Consider the following 15,124-nt stretch of genomic DNA (forward strand, 5'->3'; position numbering starts at 1 on the left):
GCGATGTAGCAGGACGAGTAAAAAGAACGCAAAGATCCGCGTGCGCATGCACGCGGATGGGCCAGGATGTGCGGATGGATCCATGTGATACGGCGAAACATCAATTCCCGTCCGCTACCTTGCGTTCAATCTCATCGGTTTTGCGCTTTAACGCCTCGGCGTCCTGCTCTTTGACCCGGGGCGAGGTCGGTGTGATCACCTCATCCACGGCCTGGGTGTCACTGTCCTTGTCTTCAAGATCCCGTTCGACCACATTCACCGGTTTCCCGGAAGCGTCGGTGGGCTGGGCATTCATGGTTTTGTCTTCATTGCTGTTCATATCGCAGACCTCCAAGGGTGTAATCGTTGGAGGGGCGGTTTGAGGCGAGCGTTCGATATTTCTTTGATTGGCTGAACGAGCGGTGAGGGAAACCTGCGTTTGCGTAACGACTCAATCTGATAAAACCGTGTGATGAATGTCCGCAGGGCAATCGCTGTGCAGCCGCAACCCACTGTTACCGCGACCATGGCGAGAGCCAACGTCGGCCGGAACCCGCCGAATCAACCGTTGCCGATGTGATAGGGGCGCGACATCGAGAACACCGTGCCGAGGGACAAGGCGAGATGACTTGTGCACCTCTTCATTGATGCATCGGTGTTTAAGCTCTCACCCAGCGCTGGCGGCTCCACGCACTCAACCAGTCCACCGCAAACACCAGCACCAGCATCGCCAGAATCACTGTGCTGGCCTGCGCTTCCTGAAACAGGCTCAGGCTTACATACAGCATCTGCCCGAGCCCGCCAGCGCCGACAAAACCCAGCACGCTGGCCATGCGGATGTTGTTCTCCCAGCGATACAGGCAGTAGGCGAGCAGTTGCGGCGCAAGGTTGGGCAAGGTGCCGTAGCAGAAGGCGAGGATCGGGTTGCCGCCCTGCAAACGGATCGCTTCGGCGGGTTGCGGCGGGGTGTTTTCCAGGGCTTCGGCGAACAATCGGCCGAGCACGCCAGTGGTGTGCAGGGCAAGGGCGAGGGTGCCAGCGTTTGGGCCCAGGCCGGCGGCGAGCACCATCAGCGCGGCCCAGACCAGCTCGGGAATCGCCCGCAGGCCGTTGAGCAACAAGCGCGACGCACTTTGCAGTGGCCAGCCGAAACGCCCGGCGGCCGGCAGGGCGAGGAGAATGCCGAACAGTGCTGCGAGCAGGGTTCCAATAGCTGACATGGCCAACGTTTCCATCGAGCCTTTGAAAATGGCTTTCAGGTAATCCGCGCTCAGATCCGGGCTGAAAAAGCGCTGCACATACGCCGCCATCTGTTTCAGGCTGGTGGCGCTGCCCAGTTCGCTGATGTCGAGGCTCAGGTAAGTGAAAGCAGCGATGACGGCCACACCGATACCCGCGATCAGCAACAGATTGATCAGGCGATTCATGCCAGTCTCCAGCGCAGCAAGCGGCTAAGTTGATCGGCTGCGAGCACCAGCAGCAGGAAGGTCAGCAGAATACTGGCGACCTCACCGCCAGCGAACATGCGGATCGACAGATCGATTTGCTGGCCGAGCCCTCCGGCACCAACAAAGCCCATCACCACCGAAGCGCGGATCGCGCACTCCCATCGATACACCGTGTACGACAATAATTCCGCCGCCACATTGGGCAGAATACCGTAGGCAAAAGCAGCCAGTCGGCCACTGCCAGCCTGCAACAACGCGTGTGCCGGCCGCTGACTGGTGGACTCGAAAATCTCCGCGTAAACCTTGCCGAGCATGCCGCTGTAGGTGATGGCGATTGCCAGCACACCCGCCGCCGGCCCTAACCCGACGGCGCGCACGAACAGCAGCGCCCAGACGATTTCCGGCACGCTGCGCAAAAAGATCAGCAAGCCGCGAATCGGCCAGCGCAGCAAACGCCCCAGCCGACTTGGAACACCGCCCCTCGAGGCCGCGGACAGCGATAGGGCGCGACTGGCGATCAGGCTGGCCGGTATCGCCAATACCAGCGCCAGCGCCATGCCGGCTGTGGCGATGGCCAGGGTTTGCAAGGTGGCTTTGAGCAGTAACTGGAGAAACGCTTCGTCGTGCGCCGGTGGCCAGAATTGCGCGACAAACCGGCCCATTTCATTCTGGCTGTCGGGTAGCAGCACGCCCAGATTCAGTTCACTGAGCTGGATCCCCGGCCACAACAAGGCAATCGCCAACACGGTCAACAGCAGCCGTGGCCATGCCGCGGGATCCCGTGAATCAGCGCTCAGCATCGTGGAATCTGCACAGTCAAAGGCGCCACCGCAGCCGTTGGCGATTGCATTTTTTCGTTGGCGTACAGCGCATCGAGCATCTCGGGGCTGACTTGATCGCAAGGACTGTCGAACAGAATCTGCCCCTCTCGCAAACCGATGATGCGAGGAAAGTGCGAGAGCGCCAGATCCACCGCGTGCAGGCTCGCCACCAGTGTAACGTTGTGCTCGCGGGCATGCCGAGACAGGATCGACAGCGTGTGGCCGGCCATGACCGGGTCCATCGCCGAAACGGGCTCGTCGGCCAACAGAATCTCCGGCGCCTGATACAGCACCCGGGCGATGCCGACGCGCTGCAATTGGCCACCCGACAATTGCTGGCAATGGGCGAACAGCTTATCGCCCAGATCCAGACGCGCCAGCGCCGCGCGGGCGCCGGGCACATCCAGCGGGTGGAGTAGATTCAACAAGCTTTTGCCCAGACTCCACTGCCCGAGTTTGCCCGCCAGCACCGCCGTGACCACCCGTTGACGTGGCGGCAGAGGCGGAGCCTGGTGCACCAGACCGATACGCGCGCGCAGGCGCTGCCGTTGCCTCGCAGACAATTGCCAAGCGCGCTCGCCTAGTACGTCGATCTCACCGCTGCTGGGCCGCAGTGCGGTGGCCAGCAGGTTGAGTAAACTCGATTTGCCGGCGCCGGACGGGCCGATGATGGCGACCTGTTCGCCGACGCCAATCTGCAAGTCGATGCTGCGAAGCGCGTCGACTCCATTGGCGTGACGCAGGCTACCTTGGGTGAGGCGTAAGGTCATTTCAGCAGATCGGCAGCGCGGGCGGCTTCCTCGATGCCCTTGTAGTTCTCAGGCTTGGTATCAATGAAGCGGCTGGCCGCCTGCAGATCGAGAATCTTCTTCTGCTCAGGGTTGGCCGGGTCCAGATCGAGAAAGGCTTTTTTGATCTTCGCCGCCAGTGCCGGGTCGAGTGTGCCGCGCACGGTCCAGTTGTAATCGAAGTAGGGCGGGGTGGTGGCGAAGACTTTCACTTTTGTGGTGTCGACCTTGCCGGCATCCACCAGTTTCTGCCAGACACTGGCGTTCAACACACCCGCGTCGACCTTGCCGGCCTGCACCCAGGCGACGGTGGCGTCGTGGGCGCCGGAGTAGGCGACGCGGCTGAAATACGCTTCCGGCTTGATGCCGTCATTTTTCAGCATGAAGTAACGCGGCATCAGGCTGCCGGACGTGGACGACACCGAGCCGAAAGCGAAGGTCTTGCCTTTCAGGTCGGCCAGGCTCTTGACGTTCGGGTCGGCCGTGATGAATTTGCTGGTGAATTGGGCGTCCTGTTCGCGCTGTACCAGTGGAATCACTGGGGTGGTAGCGTCGGTCTTCAAGCGCGCCTGAACAAAGGTGAAACCGCCCAGCCAGGCAATGTCGAGACGATCGGTCGCCAGTGCTTCCACCACGGCCGGGTAATCGGCTACCGGCACGAACTGCACCTTCATGCCCAGTTGTTTTTCCAGATAAGCGCCCAGTGGCTCGAATTTGCGCAGCAACTCGGTCGGGGCTTCATCAGGAATGGCGCTGACCTTCAGCACCTCGGCGGCGTGCGCCACCAGGGCGGAAAAGGACAGGGCCAGACCGGCCGTCAGTGCCAGGGTTCGCTTGAGCATGGGAATCTCCGTTTCGTAAGCGTCAATGTCGGTGCGCCTGTAACTGGGCGCAAAGTCAGGTTAGACGAAACGGCGAGGTTATACGCATTCGACGATCCAAAGGCCAGTGTTGACAGGCGCCGCTTATAAATGAGCGCGGCGCGAGCAGCTTGTTCCCGGGCTTTAAGGTCAGTTGGACTCAGGCAATCTGGCAATCACTTTGATCTCGAAATCGAAACCATACAGCCAGGTCACGCCCACTGCGGTCACGGTCGGATGTGGCGCGTCGCCCCAGAATTCTGAAAGAACCACATTCCTGATCGCCTCGTGCTTCGATTGCGGGTCGACGATGAAGACGGTGACATCCACCACGTCGCCGAAGGTACAACCGGACTCATTGAGGATGGCGTTCAAATGGCTGAAGGCCAGGCGCACCCGGGTTTGCAGATCCGGCTCGGGTGAGCCGTCCTCGGTGCTGCCGACTTGTCCCGAGACAAAGAGAAAGCTGTTGGAGCGAATGGCCGCTGAGTAGCGATTGCGCTCGTAAAGCGTTCTGCGTTCAGGAGGAAAAACTACGTCGCGCTGCGTCACGGGGTGTCTGCCTGGCGCGGCAGCGATACCCACGGTACGGCTGCGCGTCGATGTGCCTAGCCCATCTACGCGTCCGATTCTGATGCCCGTATTGCCCGAATTTCACGCGCGCTGCCCGGATATGCAGTTCGACATGGGCGTTAGTGTTGGCATCGTCGATATCATTGATGAAAACGTCGATTGCGTGGTGCAAGGCAGTGAACTGCTGGATCAGTCGCTGATGGCCCGCAAGGTCGCGGATTTGCCACTGGGCGTGTTTGCCGCGCCTGCTTATCAGGCCCGCGCCGGCACATCGCGTCGGGACGGCGCGGAATGGGAGTCCTCTGGCTGCCCACGTACATGTCCGACGCCCATGTAGCACGAGGGTGAGTGAGTGCCGCTGTTCGAAGATTGGCAACTTGAGCCGATGCCTCTGTATGTAGCGTATCCGCCCAGCCGGCATGTAACCCTGAAGTTGCGAGTGTTTATCGATTGAGTGGTGGCGTTGATGACGTAGTGAGTGACTGGTGTGCTTTTTGCTTGTACGACTGCGATGCCGTCAAATAACTTACACAAATGGCGACTTGAAAGCCTGCAGTCGTGATGTGCATGGTTTTCGCCTCCAGGAGCTGCACCCATAATGAACATGTACATCGATATCGTCGGCGCCTGTAATTTAAGCTGCCCTTCCTGTCCGATGGGTAACTCGGAAAACCTCAATTTCAAGAAATCCATGCAACTCGACATGTTCAGGCAGATCGTCGAGAAAGCCAAACGTGAAGGTGTTCGCTCAATCTTTCTCTACAACTGGACCGAGCCGCTGGTTCATCCAAAGATTGGCGAGTTTATCGAAATCGTTAACGCGGCGGGCTTGAACAGCGGTGTCAGCACTAACTTGAATCTGGCCAAGAACATGGAAAAAGCCTTGATGGCCGAGCCAGGGTTCTTCCGTATATCGCTCTCGGGTTTCTACCAGGAAACTTATGAGAAGGGTCATGTGGGTGGTGATATTGAAGTTGTAAAACAAAACATGATTGCCTTGCATGACATTAAACAGCGATATGGTTTAGCCACCCAGGTCGACGTTTACTATCATCGCTACCTGGACAACATGGAAGAAGAAGCGCTGATGCGCGAGTTCAGTGAGCGCTTGGGTTTCAAATTCACTACTGGCTATTCCGTGATGATGCCGCTGGAGAAGACCCTGGCGATTGTCGAGGGCGATTCCTCTGTCACCGAGACCGATCTCGAGACCCTGAAAAGGCTCGCGTTGCCGCCTTATGCTGATCTTGTGAATGTCATCCAAAACTATCCCCCGCAGATCTGTGTCCTGAAGGACGATTGGCTGGTAATTGACTGCAATGGCAATACGGTACTGTGTTGTTCGATTTTCAATCAGACCGAATATCAAGTGGGTAAGTACCTTGACATGCCCCTTGATGAACTGACTCGACGCAAATCCACGCAGAAAAACTGCGCCGACATGTGTGATCGATGCGCCAGCAAGGGCATGCATATCTACTCGATGAATAACAATCGGGGTGTGTTGGAGAGCCATGCGGTTAATCGCATCATCGATTTTCAACGACGCAGTATTCTCGAACTGCCGATTGATAGCGAACAACTTGGCCGGGCCGGCGAAGTCAGTGCCGAAAACTTCGATGAAGCCCAATACTTTCAATTGAATGAAGACGTCAGGCAAGCCGTTCAAAGCGGCGCTTTCTCCAGCGGCTACCAGCACTATTTGCTGTTTGGCCGTTTGGAGGGAAGACTCGGTGCCGGTGTCTTTACAGTGGTTTAAACAACGATCAGGCGGACAGCAGATGATCCGATAGCCAAACGATAAAGCGTTGGGCCATCGGACCGTTCTCACTGTCGCGATGGGTCGGTAACGCCCAGTTCGGGCCGCGAATCGAGTCTTCGACCAGCCATCAACCGTAGGCGTGATTGACTCTTTGTTCCATCAGGCTAACTATCGGCGGATAACAACATGACCGAAGGACCCTGCCTTGATCGAACGACGCCAATTCAGCGGAGGTATGAAGGGGAAAAACCTCCGCTATTTGAATGAACAATCAGCTGACACCCGCGTGACCCGCACTGGTTTTCTGCTGCTCGAACACTTTTCACTGCCGGCCTTCACCCAGGCGCTGGATACCATCATCACCGCCAATCTGTTGCGCGCAGAGTTGTTTGCTTCCCGCACGTTCGGGTTAGGCGAAGGTGAGGTGAACAGTGATCTGGGTTTGGTCATTCGCCCGGATGTGCGGATTGATCTGGCGGCCCTTCAAGAGCTTGATCTACTGGTGGTGTGCGGTGGTTATCGAACCGAGCTTAAGGCGACGGATGAATTGATCAGCCTGTTGCGCGCGGCGGCGGAGCGGGGCGTCAGTCTCGCAGGGTTGTGGAATGGCGCTTGGTTTCTCGGGCGCGCCGGATTACTCGATGGCTATCGCTGCGCGATTCACCCGGAGCATCGTCCGGCGCTCACCGAGATTGCCAAGGCCACGCAAGTCAGCAGCGAACCCTATGTAATTGATCGTGACCGGCTCACCGCGTCGAGTCCGTCCGGAGCTTTCCACATGGCGCTGGATTGGATCAAGGGCTTGCACGGCAAAGCGTTGGTCGAAGGCATCGAGGATATTCTGGCGTTCGAAGAGTCGCGGTACCGGCGGATCAAACCGGATGAAAACATCTGCGTGAGTGCGCCGTTGCGTGAAGTGGTGAAGTTGATGGACGCCAACCTTGAGGAGCCGCTGGAGTTGGAACAACTGGCGGTGTATGCCGGGCGATCTCGGCGCCAGTTGGAGCGCTTGTTCAAGGAGCAACTCGGTACCACGCCGCAACGTTACTACCTGGAACTGCGCATCACCGAAGCGCGGCGTTTGCTACAACACACCGAGCTTTCCCAGGTGGAAGTGCTGGTGGCCTGCGGCTTCGTTTCCCCAAGCCATTTCAGTAAATGCTACAGCTCATACTTCGGCTATCGCCCCTCAAGAGAAAAACGCCTCGTTAAATAACCCGAGGGAACTGATACTTGCCGGTCAAGCGCTTGGTGTAGTTCTCAGGCGCCGGGTGCGGTGCGGCGTTAGCATCGCCCTTCAACGTTACCGTCGGCACACTGATCGACGGTGCGGTGGCCAGTTTATGCTCCAGCGCTGCGTATTTTACTTCGCCCTGCCAGCGCCGCTGGTTGCCTATTGCGCAGGGTGTCTTTGGAGAGGAACTGCGTATCGCCATAAGCTCGCGCCTAGGGCATCAACACTCGATAACCCTTGGTCGCCAGCAACGGCGTGCCATCTTCATGGTGACGTCTCCTGTACAAGCTCCTGGCCAAGGGTTCCTTATAAATCCTTCAAACCTTGAGTGCATTTGAGCGCAGGGACGTATCAGGCCTGTGTCGAAGCAGGTCATTGTTGAAAGGCGCTGTATCGCGGCGAGGGGTCATACAGAGTGTGATACACAGCGAAAAACCCACTGATCACTGGCCCGAAGCCGGGCAAAATAATAAGTCGCTGTTTTAAAACAAAAAATAATTCATTTCGTACTTCACAAACGAAAAGAATGTTGGTAAATTGCGCCCCGTTCTCGCAGTGATCCTCACGGAGCCGCTGACAAGAGCTGTAGGGGCGTCGCCAAGCGGTAAGGCAGCAGGTTTTGATCCTGCCATGCGTTGGTTCGAATCCAGCCGCCCCTGCCATATATCGAAAAACGCCAACTTCGCAAGAAGTTGGCGTTTTTTTATGCCTGCGATTTGTGCCACGACGGAGGAGGGCTGGCGCGCACGATGCCGGAGCACCGTGCGCGCCCCTCACTCAGTGCGGTGCGCGCGGGATGGTTTTCATCAGGTCTTCGGGGCTGATGTGGCCGACCACACTGCCCGGTTGCGGCAGGCTGAGGATGTGGCCCTTCATCTTGCCAATGATGTGCATCTCGCACGGTTTGCAATCGAACTTCAGCGTCAGCACTTCATCGCCGTGGATCAACTGCATCGGCGCGACTTTGGTGCGTACGCCGGTCACGCCTTTGGCCTGTTTCGGGCACAGGTTGAAGGAGAAGCGCAGGCAGTGCTTGGTGATCATCACCGGCACCTCGCCAGGCTCTTCATGCGCTTCATACGCGGCGTCGATCAGCTTCACGCCGTGACGATGGTAGAAGTCGCGAGCCTTCTGGTTGTACACGTTGGCCAGGAACGTCAGGTGCGAGTCCGGGTACACCGGCGGCGGGGTGGTTTCAGCTTTGCGGCTGCCGCGTGGGTGAGCGGCGACACGGGCGGCAGTCAGGGCTTCGATCACTTCACGGCGCAGGGATTTGAGCTGTGAGTTGGGGATGAAGAACGCTTGTGGCGCATCGAGTTTGATGTCGGTGGCGTGGTACTGCGTGGTGCCGAGTTGGCCGAGCAGATCGCGCAGTTGCTCCAGCGCCTGCTCGGGCTTGTTGGCAACGCCGAACGGGCCGTCAAGCGTGACGCTGGCGCTGATGCCTTCTTCGCTGGTGGCGGTGAGGTCAAGCTGTTCTTCACGCAAGCGGGCGAGCCAGCTCAACGCCACGCGACGTTCGGAAGAAGTCTTTTGCAGCGCCTGTTGCCAGTTGTGATCGAGGTTGCGATTCAACGGATGGCTCGGGCGCAGCTTGTACAGGCCTTCCGGCATCTCGTTAGGCTCTACGCGATAGCGGTAGCGCTTCTCGCCGTCTTCTTCGAACTCGCCTTTTGGCTCAGCGATGTTGGCGCGGAAACCGACCACTTCCCGTTTGACCAGCACGTTCAAGCCATCACCGTTGGACAGCGGCTCGTGGGTCACGACCTGCATATCACGCTTGCCGACTTTCTCGACCGTGCCCACCGGCAGACCGGTGAACGTCGGCGAGTCAAACGCGCCAATGTCGATCTTGCGATCGGTCACGAAGTAATCGGTGCTGCCGCGATGGAAAGTCTTTTCCGGATCGGGCAGGAAAAAGTGCGCGGTGCGGCCGCTGGAGGCACGGGCCAGGTCCGGGCGATCTTCGAGCACGTCGTCGAGGCGCTGGCGGTAATAGGCGGTGATGTTCTTCACGTAGCCCATGTCTTTGTAGCGACCTTCGATCTTGAACGAACGCACGCCGGCTTCAACCAGGGCCCGGATGTTGGCGCTCTGGTTGTTGTCCTTCATCGACAGCAGGTGCTTTTCGTAGGCAATCACGCCACCCTTTTCATCTTTTAGGGTGTACGGCAATCGGCAGGCCTGGGAGCAGTCGCCACGGTTGGCGCTGCGGCCGGTTTGCGCGTGGGAAATGTTGCACTGGCCGGAGAATGCCACGCACAGCGCGCCATGAATGAAGAACTCGATCGCAGCGTCGGTTTCGTCGGCGATTGCGCGGATTTCTTGCAGGTTCAGTTCGCGGGCCAGTACCAGTTGCGAGAAACCGGCCTGATCGAGGAACTTCGCCCGCTCCAGGGTGCGGATATCGGTCTGGGTCGAGGCGTGCAGTTCGATCGGCGGAATGTCCAGCTCCATCACGCCCAGATCCTGGACGATCAGCGCATCGACGCCGGCGTCGTATAGCTGATGGATCAGCTTGCGTGCTGGTTCCAGTTCGTTGTCGTGCAGGATCGTATTGATGGTGGTGAAGATGCGCGCATGATACTTGCGGGCGAATTCCACCAGTTCGGCGATTTCGCTGACTTCGTTGCAGGCGTTGTGGCGGGCACCGAAGCTCGGGCCGCCAATGTACACGGCGTCGGCTCCGTGCAGGATCGCCTCACGGGCGATGGCCACATCGCGGGCAGGGCTGAGCAATTCCAGGTGGTGCTTGGGCAAGGACATAGTTTTTTTAGTCAGGCTGTCACGGTTAGTCGCGCATTGTACCTGCGAAATGGCCGACCGGCACCCGTATGCCGATTCAGGTGTATTGAGTCCGCTGGCACAGTTCTGAAAATTCCATAACTGTGGTTTCTATCAGTTGTTTAATCGCCAATATTCAAACACATTCATCGCCCGATAGTCCGGTGTGCGCAGCTGTCTAAATTCCGGTTTGTTAGTTTGGGAATCAAGGGGGGCTGGTCATGAAAAAACTGAATATTATGCAACGAATGATCTTGATGAAAAAACGCTAAAGGCTGGTACGGCTTGTGCCGTGAGAAATAATGTTTTCGACGTTAAATTCTCAACACCATTTCCGATGGTCGAGGAGGTTTTTCGGCGGCTCAGTTTATATATGAATCATTAAGCGAGGGCACTATCAGCATCATCGGTCGTAGCGCGCCATTGGATGAGTATGTACAGCTTTCGATTGTGCTTGCGCGATCTATGGAAGATGGCACGTACGAATTCGTTCACTTTGGCGAAGGGGTTTCGGGAGTCTTTGTATCCCATGCCGGCATAATTACCCTTCTCAAAGGCGCAGTTTCTTTCAAGAGAGATAAAGTATCTAAAACAATTGAGGTGGTTTTTGAAACGGACTTCGAATATGACGAAGAGCATTATCATATTTCAAGTGAAAGCGTCTTTCTCAAAGCAACAGGTCCACTTTGAACTCAACGTGCTGCTTTACCCTTGAGGGCGGCGATACATTCAGCGTCGATGTCGCCTGCCCGCAAGCCTTAATGCGCAAACTGCTCATTAAGGAATTTGTGGTGTGATGTCAGGCCTTGGCGGCCATTGCGGTCACTTCCACACGCATGCCTTCTACGGCCAGCGAGGCAACGCCTACGGCTGCACGAACCGGCCACGGCTTGGCGAAGAAGCGCTTGTAAACCTCGTTGAACGCGGCGCGATCAGCCATATCGGTGAGGTAGATGGTCAGGTGCATGACCCGATCCATCGAACTACCGGCACGTTCCAGGGCAACTTTCAGCGCTTGCAGTGTGCATTCGCTTTGTTCGGTAATGCCACCCAGTTCCAGGTTGCCATCGGCGCGGGTCGGAATCTGGGTGGAGACCATGATCCCGCCGAACGTCGCGACGTCGGAGGAAATGGAGTCGGCGTCCGGATCGGGGGTGAAGGTGATGTTTTGGTTGGCCATGGGAGTCCTTGTCTGAGCGAGTGAATATCGCGGCAGTTTACAGATTCCCTACGGACATGGCCCCTTCAGAGAAAACGTACTGGCAATCCGGATCACACAGGCAGCGTCGCCGCCTCTGCCGCGAGGGCTGACAGGACACTGGGTCGTGTAGCGACGCGGCGACTATAACTGGCGAGGGCCGGCCAGTTTTCTATGTCGATATTGAAGGTTGGTAGCCATGTGAGCACGGTGAACAGATAAGCATCGGCAACTGTGAACGTACCCATCAGATAGTCCTGATCCGAAAGGCTGCCGCTCAGGTAATCCAGACGTTTGAAGAGCTTTTGCCTGAAAACGGTTTTGATCGCTACCGGGAACTCAGCACTGAACAGCGGGGCGCTGCCACCATGGATTTCGGCGCTGATGAAGTTCAGATGTTCCTGCAACCTCGAGCGCTCCCAGGTGCCGTTGGCCGCTGCCATTGCGTGGCCCGGCGCCTGATCCGCCAGATATTGAAGAATCGCCGGCCCCTCCGTCAGGACCTCGCCGTTATCCAGTTCCAGCGCTGCAACGTACCCCTTGGGGTTGATCTTGCGAAAGTCGCGCCCGTCGGCGGTGCATTTGCTCTGGTTATTGACGCGAATCAGTTCGAACGGCAAGCCCAATTCCAGCAGGACAATGTGCGGGGAGAGGGAGCAGGTCATGGGCGCGAAATACAGTTTCATGGCACTTCCTGGCTGAAAGAAGGTGTCAGGATCACTCGTCGTCTCAGGCTTCGCAAAGGTCATTTCGAGTGTTAGCGTATGACAAAATCTCATGGCCATTGAACTTCACATGTTTGCCAGACTTCCTTCTCTCAACGGCTTGAAAGCCTTCGAATCCGCCGCTAGGCACATGAGTTTCACTAGGGCAGCCGAAGAGCTTAACGTCACGCAAACCGCCATCAGTCATCAGATTCGCCGGCTCGAAGAGGCGTTGGACGTGCCTCTGTTTCTGCGCCTCAAGGACGGTTTGGCACTTACTGAGCATGGTCAGGCCTATTTGCCCGGTATCCGTTCGGCATTCCAAGGGCTGCGCTATTCGACCGAACAATTACTGGCGTCGCGCAACAACAGTGTGTTGACCCTCAGTACCTTGGTATCGGTGGCGTCGAAATGGTTATTGCCACGTCTGCCGTCGTTTCAGCAGGCGTATCCCCATATTGATGTTCGGGTCAGCGCCTCCACCGATCTGGTGGATTTTCGCAAGGGCGGCATTGACGCAGCGATTCGTTATGGTCGGGGCGACTGGAAGGGTTTGCGCGCCGACTTCTTGATGTCTGATGAAATATTCCCGGTATGCAGTCCCGCATTGCCTGGCGGGGCGAAGGCCTTGAGCACACCAGCCGATCTTGCGAACCACACGATGCTGCAAGTCAGTGGCATGACCGCCGGAGACTGGAACACCTGGCTCAGTGCCGCCGGTCAGCCAGCGCAACTGGCCGAAGGGCCAAGGTTGACGTTTGATCTGGCGATGATGGCGGTGCAGGCCGCTGTGGACGGGCAAGGCGTATGCATGGGGCGTTCGACCTATGTCGCCGATGATCTGCGAGCAGGGCGACTGGTGGCGCCATTTGCTCTGCGCTTGAAAGATGATTTGGGGTTCTATCTGGTGGCGCCTCATGAAACGGCTGATTCGGAAAAAATAGTGGCCCTCAGGACATGGTTACTGGCGTCGCTGGACAATAACGTGAGCGGTTCAATGGAGCGTGACCACCCTGCGACTTTCTCCAATCCTGATTCTGTCGAGGGCCCTGTTTAACGCATCAAGCGCGTCGAGAAGGGCTTTGGCCTCCGCTTCTCGACTATCCCCCCAGAGGCGTTCGGCCATTTTGTTCAACGCCTGGATGGCGCGTTCGATGTCTGCGGCTGTTGCGGTCTCTTGAACGACCGGCTGTTTCTTCGGCATTGCGGCATCCTCGGCAAGTGAGTGCTATGGAAACGAGATAAAAGAAGTTCGATTGCTAAAGGGTATAACGTGTCGAGGACGAAGGCGTACGCTGATCATGTCATTGCTGCGCCAGATGTTATGGGTGATGGCACCACAATCAATCCAGTAAGGCGCGAGTGCCTTGGCTGGCTCCTGCTCAAAGGGGTCGACATGCTGTCAAACCTTGAACTGCGCCACATCATCGAATCGGCTTTTTTGCCGCTCTCGTGCACATGTCAGATTGAGCCACAGGGTTATCTTCAGGCGCAGATCCATGACCCTCTATCGGGGCGGATAGAGTTGATGGTCACAGGCATTTCCATCACGTGTCTGACAGGAAACCAGGCAATAACTGCACTCGTCGATGAAATTCGCGCAGAGCTCAGCCTTGCTCATGAAATGAGAGCGTGGCCGCGTGAAAGGGCGGCGTCTTCATCTCAGGCGTAAAACGGATAGTCGATGTAGCCGCGCTGATCACCACCAAAAAAGCTGCTCGGGTCTGGGGTGTTGAGCGGTAAGCCCTCGTGAATCCGTCGCGGCAGGTCAGGGTTGGCCAGAAAAGGTCTACCGAACGCGATGATGTCGGCGCGACCTGAGATCAGTGCTCGCTCGGCGGACTCGGCGTCATACCCGCCGGCCAGAATCAGAACGCCTTTCCAGGCTTGGCGAAGCTGGGCGATGATCGCGTCCCAGCGCGGGTCGAAGTTTTCGTCCTTGACCGTCCCGACCATCGCAGGCATCCACCAGATGCAGGTAGGCCAGATTCCATTGGTTGAGCCTCTCGACGAGATGACCGAACGTAGTCTCGGGTGTGTCATCGCCCATGCCCATGAATCGTCCCATCGGCGTCAGCCGCACACCGACCCGTTCAGCACCTACTTCTTCAGCGACCGCCGCTACCACCTCCAGCAGAAAGCGTGCGCGATTCTCAACGCTGCCGCCGTAATCGTCTTCGCGCTGGTTACTGTTGCTGTTAAGGAATTGATCGAGCAGATAACCATTTCCGGCATGGATTTCCACGCCGTCCATGCCGGCATCCAGCGCGTTGCGCGCCGCTCCAGATACCGTTACCCTTTTCATCGACGATAAAAGTCTTGCCGGGCACGGGTAAGGCGCTGGGCGCGACCGGCAGACCGGCGTCGGGTTGGAAGCTTGGGTGCGAAACCCGCCCGACGTGCCCAGGCAGTGCCAGCAGTTGCATCAACGCGTTGTATTTGCCCAATCATCGTGGATCGAGCCGCATCAATGTGTTTATCGACTTTCTCGTGGAAATCCTCAATCCTGACGCCCCGTCCATAACCAGCGCTTGACCGGCTCTATGCGCGAGTGATTATTTTGTCTGGAGCTATTTTATTTGAGCGGGACGAGGTGGTGTTGGAGTGCAGGGCTGCGGAACTGACTGAATAGGTGCTCAAACGGTTCAGAAAGACCGGCTTGACAGTTGCGAATCCCAGAAACGGCAAAACCCTGAATAATCAGGGCTTTGTCGTATAAAGATGGCGGAGGCGGTGGGGTTCGAACGCATGGAACTGCTACCGTCGACGGTTTTCAAGTTTGAAGATTAATCCTTATTTTCAGCAGTTTAGAAGATATTTATTTCTGTTTTGCAGGGCTGGTTATGCGTAAGCGTATGGGGAATACGCCTTGCGTAGATCAGCCAGGCATCCATTGATGCGGCAGTAGATGCTCGATCTCACTGGCTTTCTGCGTCGGCAATCGCGTCAGTACATCCTTGAGATACGCGTACG

Annotated in this window: 16 protein-coding genes, 1 tRNA gene and 5 pseudogenes; 8 read left to right on the forward strand and 14 right to left on the reverse strand. The window is 57.2% G+C overall.

The genetic code is table 11. From position 1 onward, the window contains the following. Positions 1-100: 100 nt before the first annotated feature. From AACY11_RS25965 to AACY11_RS25990, 6 genes are all read right to left on the reverse strand, one after another. Positions 101-319, reverse strand: a complete 219-nt coding sequence (locus AACY11_RS25965; protein WP_339496030.1) for a hypothetical protein — start codon at positions 317-319, stop codon at positions 101-103. Positions 320-638: 319 nt separating this feature from the next. Next, positions 639-1,406 carry a phosphonate ABC transporter, permease protein PhnE gene (phnE, locus tag AACY11_RS25970; protein ID WP_339496031.1) on the reverse strand — a complete coding sequence of 256 codons (768 nt, stop codon included), beginning with the start codon at positions 1,404-1,406 and terminating at the stop codon, positions 639-641. Continuing rightward, positions 1,403-2,227, reverse strand: a complete 825-nt coding sequence (locus AACY11_RS25975; RefSeq protein WP_339496032.1) for a PhnE/PtxC family ABC transporter permease — start codon at positions 2,225-2,227, stop codon at positions 1,403-1,405. Before AACY11_RS25975 ends, phnE begins: the two co-directional genes overlap by 4 nt. Then, entirely contained in the window at positions 2,221-3,018 is a 798-nt protein-coding gene (locus AACY11_RS25980; protein ID WP_339496033.1) for a phosphonate ABC transporter ATP-binding protein, read from the reverse strand. Before AACY11_RS25980 ends, AACY11_RS25975 begins: the two co-directional genes overlap by 7 nt. Then, a complete protein-coding gene (locus AACY11_RS25985) occupies positions 3,015-3,878 on the reverse strand; it encodes a putative selenate ABC transporter substrate-binding protein (protein ID WP_339496034.1) in 864 nt (287 codons plus the stop codon). Before AACY11_RS25985 ends, AACY11_RS25980 begins: the two co-directional genes overlap by 4 nt. 168 nt (positions 3,879-4,046) lie before the next feature. Further along, complete coding sequence (locus tag AACY11_RS25990) at positions 4,047-4,448, reverse strand: RidA family protein (protein WP_339466025.1); 402 nt, start codon at positions 4,446-4,448, stop codon at positions 4,047-4,049. Positions 4,449-4,455: 7 nt separating this feature from the next. Here AACY11_RS25990 and AACY11_RS25995 point away from each other — a divergent pair. Both AACY11_RS25995 and AACY11_RS26000 read left to right on the forward strand, forming a co-directional pair. Then, positions 4,456-4,923, forward strand: a pseudogene (locus AACY11_RS25995) (LysR substrate-binding domain-containing protein); the annotation flags it as partial. A gap of 144 nt (positions 4,924-5,067) precedes the next feature. After that, positions 5,068-6,228: a radical SAM protein gene (locus AACY11_RS26000; RefSeq protein WP_339433028.1), complete on the forward strand. Its 1,161-nt coding sequence runs from the start codon at positions 5,068-5,070 to the stop codon at positions 6,226-6,228. Positions 6,229-6,247: 19 nt separating this feature from the next. Here AACY11_RS26000 and AACY11_RS26005 read toward each other — a convergent pair. Next, positions 6,248-6,355: pseudogene (locus AACY11_RS26005) on the reverse strand (LysR family transcriptional regulator); the annotation flags it as partial. A gap of 81 nt (positions 6,356-6,436) precedes the next feature. Here AACY11_RS26005 and AACY11_RS26010 point away from each other — a divergent pair. Next, positions 6,437-7,447, forward strand: coding sequence for a GlxA family transcriptional regulator (locus tag AACY11_RS26010; RefSeq protein ID WP_339433029.1), 1,011 nt, complete (start codon positions 6,437-6,439; stop codon positions 7,445-7,447). 7 nt (positions 7,448-7,454) lie between these two features. Here AACY11_RS26010 and AACY11_RS28515 read toward each other — a convergent pair. Then, positions 7,455-7,607 (reverse strand): annotated as a pseudogene (locus AACY11_RS28515) (alpha/beta hydrolase); the annotation flags it as partial. A gap of 445 nt (positions 7,608-8,052) precedes the next feature. Between AACY11_RS28515 and AACY11_RS26020 the strand changes: the two are divergent. Then, positions 8,053-8,127: transfer RNA gene (locus AACY11_RS26020), tRNA-Gln, on the forward strand. A 115-nt stretch (positions 8,128-8,242) separates the two neighbouring features. Here AACY11_RS26020 and AACY11_RS26025 read toward each other — a convergent pair. After that, complete coding sequence (locus tag AACY11_RS26025) at positions 8,243-10,231, reverse strand: peptidase U32 family protein (RefSeq protein ID WP_339433030.1); 1,989 nt, start codon at positions 10,229-10,231, stop codon at positions 8,243-8,245. Positions 10,232-10,672: 441 nt separating this feature from the next. Between AACY11_RS26025 and AACY11_RS26030 the strand changes: the two genes are divergently transcribed. Further along, complete coding sequence (locus tag AACY11_RS26030) at positions 10,673-10,939, forward strand: hypothetical protein (protein ID WP_339496035.1); 267 nt, start codon at positions 10,673-10,675, stop codon at positions 10,937-10,939. A gap of 109 nt (positions 10,940-11,048) precedes the next feature. On the opposite strand, the gene AACY11_RS26035 is transcribed toward AACY11_RS26030, so the two are convergent. Beyond that, positions 11,049-11,429, reverse strand: a complete 381-nt coding sequence (locus tag AACY11_RS26035) for a RidA family protein (RefSeq protein ID WP_339466020.1) — start codon at positions 11,427-11,429, stop codon at positions 11,049-11,051. A gap of 92 nt (positions 11,430-11,521) precedes the next feature. Then, complete coding sequence (gene gstA, locus AACY11_RS26040) at positions 11,522-12,133, reverse strand: glutathione transferase GstA (protein WP_339496036.1); 612 nt, start codon at positions 12,131-12,133, stop codon at positions 11,522-11,524. A gap of 109 nt (positions 12,134-12,242) precedes the next feature. On the opposite strand from gstA, the gene AACY11_RS26045 reads away from it, so the two are divergent. Next, entirely contained in the window at positions 12,243-13,208 is a 966-nt protein-coding gene (locus AACY11_RS26045) for a transcriptional regulator GcvA (protein WP_339496041.1), read from the forward strand. Here the strand turns inward: AACY11_RS26045 and AACY11_RS26050 are convergent. Further along, the gene (locus AACY11_RS26050) at positions 13,146-13,355 is read right to left on the reverse strand and encodes a hypothetical protein (protein WP_339433034.1); all 210 of its coding nucleotides are present in this window, start codon (positions 13,353-13,355) and stop codon (positions 13,146-13,148) included. The genes AACY11_RS26045 and AACY11_RS26050 overlap by 63 nt on opposite strands. A 192-nt stretch (positions 13,356-13,547) precedes the next feature. Between AACY11_RS26050 and AACY11_RS26055 the strand changes: the two genes are divergently transcribed. Then, on the forward strand, positions 13,548-13,823 hold the full coding sequence (locus tag AACY11_RS26055) for a DUF1652 domain-containing protein (protein WP_339496037.1): 276 nt from the start codon (positions 13,548-13,550) through the stop codon (positions 13,821-13,823). Here the strand turns inward: AACY11_RS26055 and AACY11_RS26060 are convergent. Beyond that, positions 13,814-14,553 (reverse strand): annotated as a pseudogene (locus AACY11_RS26060) (oxidoreductase); the annotation flags it as partial. The gene AACY11_RS26055 and the pseudogene AACY11_RS26060 sit on opposite strands and share 10 nt — an antisense overlap. A gap of 1 nt (position 14,554) precedes the next feature. On the opposite strand from AACY11_RS26060, the pseudogene AACY11_RS26065 reads away from it, so the two are divergent. Beyond that, positions 14,555-14,686 (forward strand): annotated as a pseudogene (locus AACY11_RS26065) (LysR family transcriptional regulator); the annotation flags it as partial. A 343-nt stretch (positions 14,687-15,029) separates the two neighbouring features. On the opposite strand, the gene AACY11_RS26070 reads toward AACY11_RS26065, so the two are convergent. Further along, positions 15,030-15,124, reverse strand: a 95-nt coding sequence (locus tag AACY11_RS26070; RefSeq protein WP_142001442.1) for a transposase domain-containing protein, incomplete at its 5' end; no start/stop codon positions are given.

Source organism: Pseudomonas sp. RA_105y_Pfl2_P56 (assembly GCF_963970845.1).
In the GTDB taxonomy this organism is placed as follows: Bacteria; Pseudomonadota; Gammaproteobacteria; order Pseudomonadales; family Pseudomonadaceae; genus Aquipseudomonas; species Aquipseudomonas baetica_A.

Bases quoted from the DNA above. Each gene is read 5' to 3' on its own strand.
- AACY11_RS25965 (WP_339496030.1), bottom strand. From the start codon at position 319: ATGAACAGCAATGAAGACAAAACCATGAATGCCCAGCCCACCGACGCT.
- phnE (WP_339496031.1), bottom strand. From the start codon at position 1,406: ATGAATCGCCTGATCAATCTGTTGCTGATCGCGGGTATCGGTGTGGCC.
- AACY11_RS25975 (WP_339496032.1), bottom strand. From the start codon at position 2,227: ATGCTGAGCGCTGATTCACGGGATCCCGCGGCATGGCCACGGCTGCTG.
- AACY11_RS25980 (WP_339496033.1), bottom strand. From the start codon at position 3,018: ATGACCTTACGCCTCACCCAAGGTAGCCTGCGTCACGCCAATGGAGTC.
- AACY11_RS25985 (WP_339496034.1), bottom strand. From the start codon at position 3,878: ATGCTCAAGCGAACCCTGGCACTGACGGCCGGTCTGGCCCTGTCCTTT.
- AACY11_RS26000 (WP_339433028.1), top strand. From the start codon at position 5,068: ATGAACATGTACATCGATATCGTCGGCGCCTGTAATTTAAGCTGCCCT.
- AACY11_RS26025 (WP_339433030.1), bottom strand. From the start codon at position 10,231: ATGTCCTTGCCCAAGCACCACCTGGAATTGCTCAGCCCTGCCCGCGAT.
- AACY11_RS26035 (WP_339466020.1), bottom strand. From the start codon at position 11,429: ATGGCCAACCAAAACATCACCTTCACCCCCGATCCGGACGCCGACTCC.
- gstA (WP_339496036.1), bottom strand. From the start codon at position 12,133: ATGAAACTGTATTTCGCGCCCATGACCTGCTCCCTCTCCCCGCACATT.
- AACY11_RS26045 (WP_339496041.1), top strand. From the start codon at position 12,243: ATGTTTGCCAGACTTCCTTCTCTCAACGGCTTGAAAGCCTTCGAATCC.
- AACY11_RS26050 (WP_339433034.1), bottom strand. From the start codon at position 13,355: ATGCCGAAGAAACAGCCGGTCGTTCAAGAGACCGCAACAGCCGCAGAC.
- AACY11_RS26055 (WP_339496037.1), top strand. From the start codon at position 13,548: ATGCTGTCAAACCTTGAACTGCGCCACATCATCGAATCGGCTTTTTTG.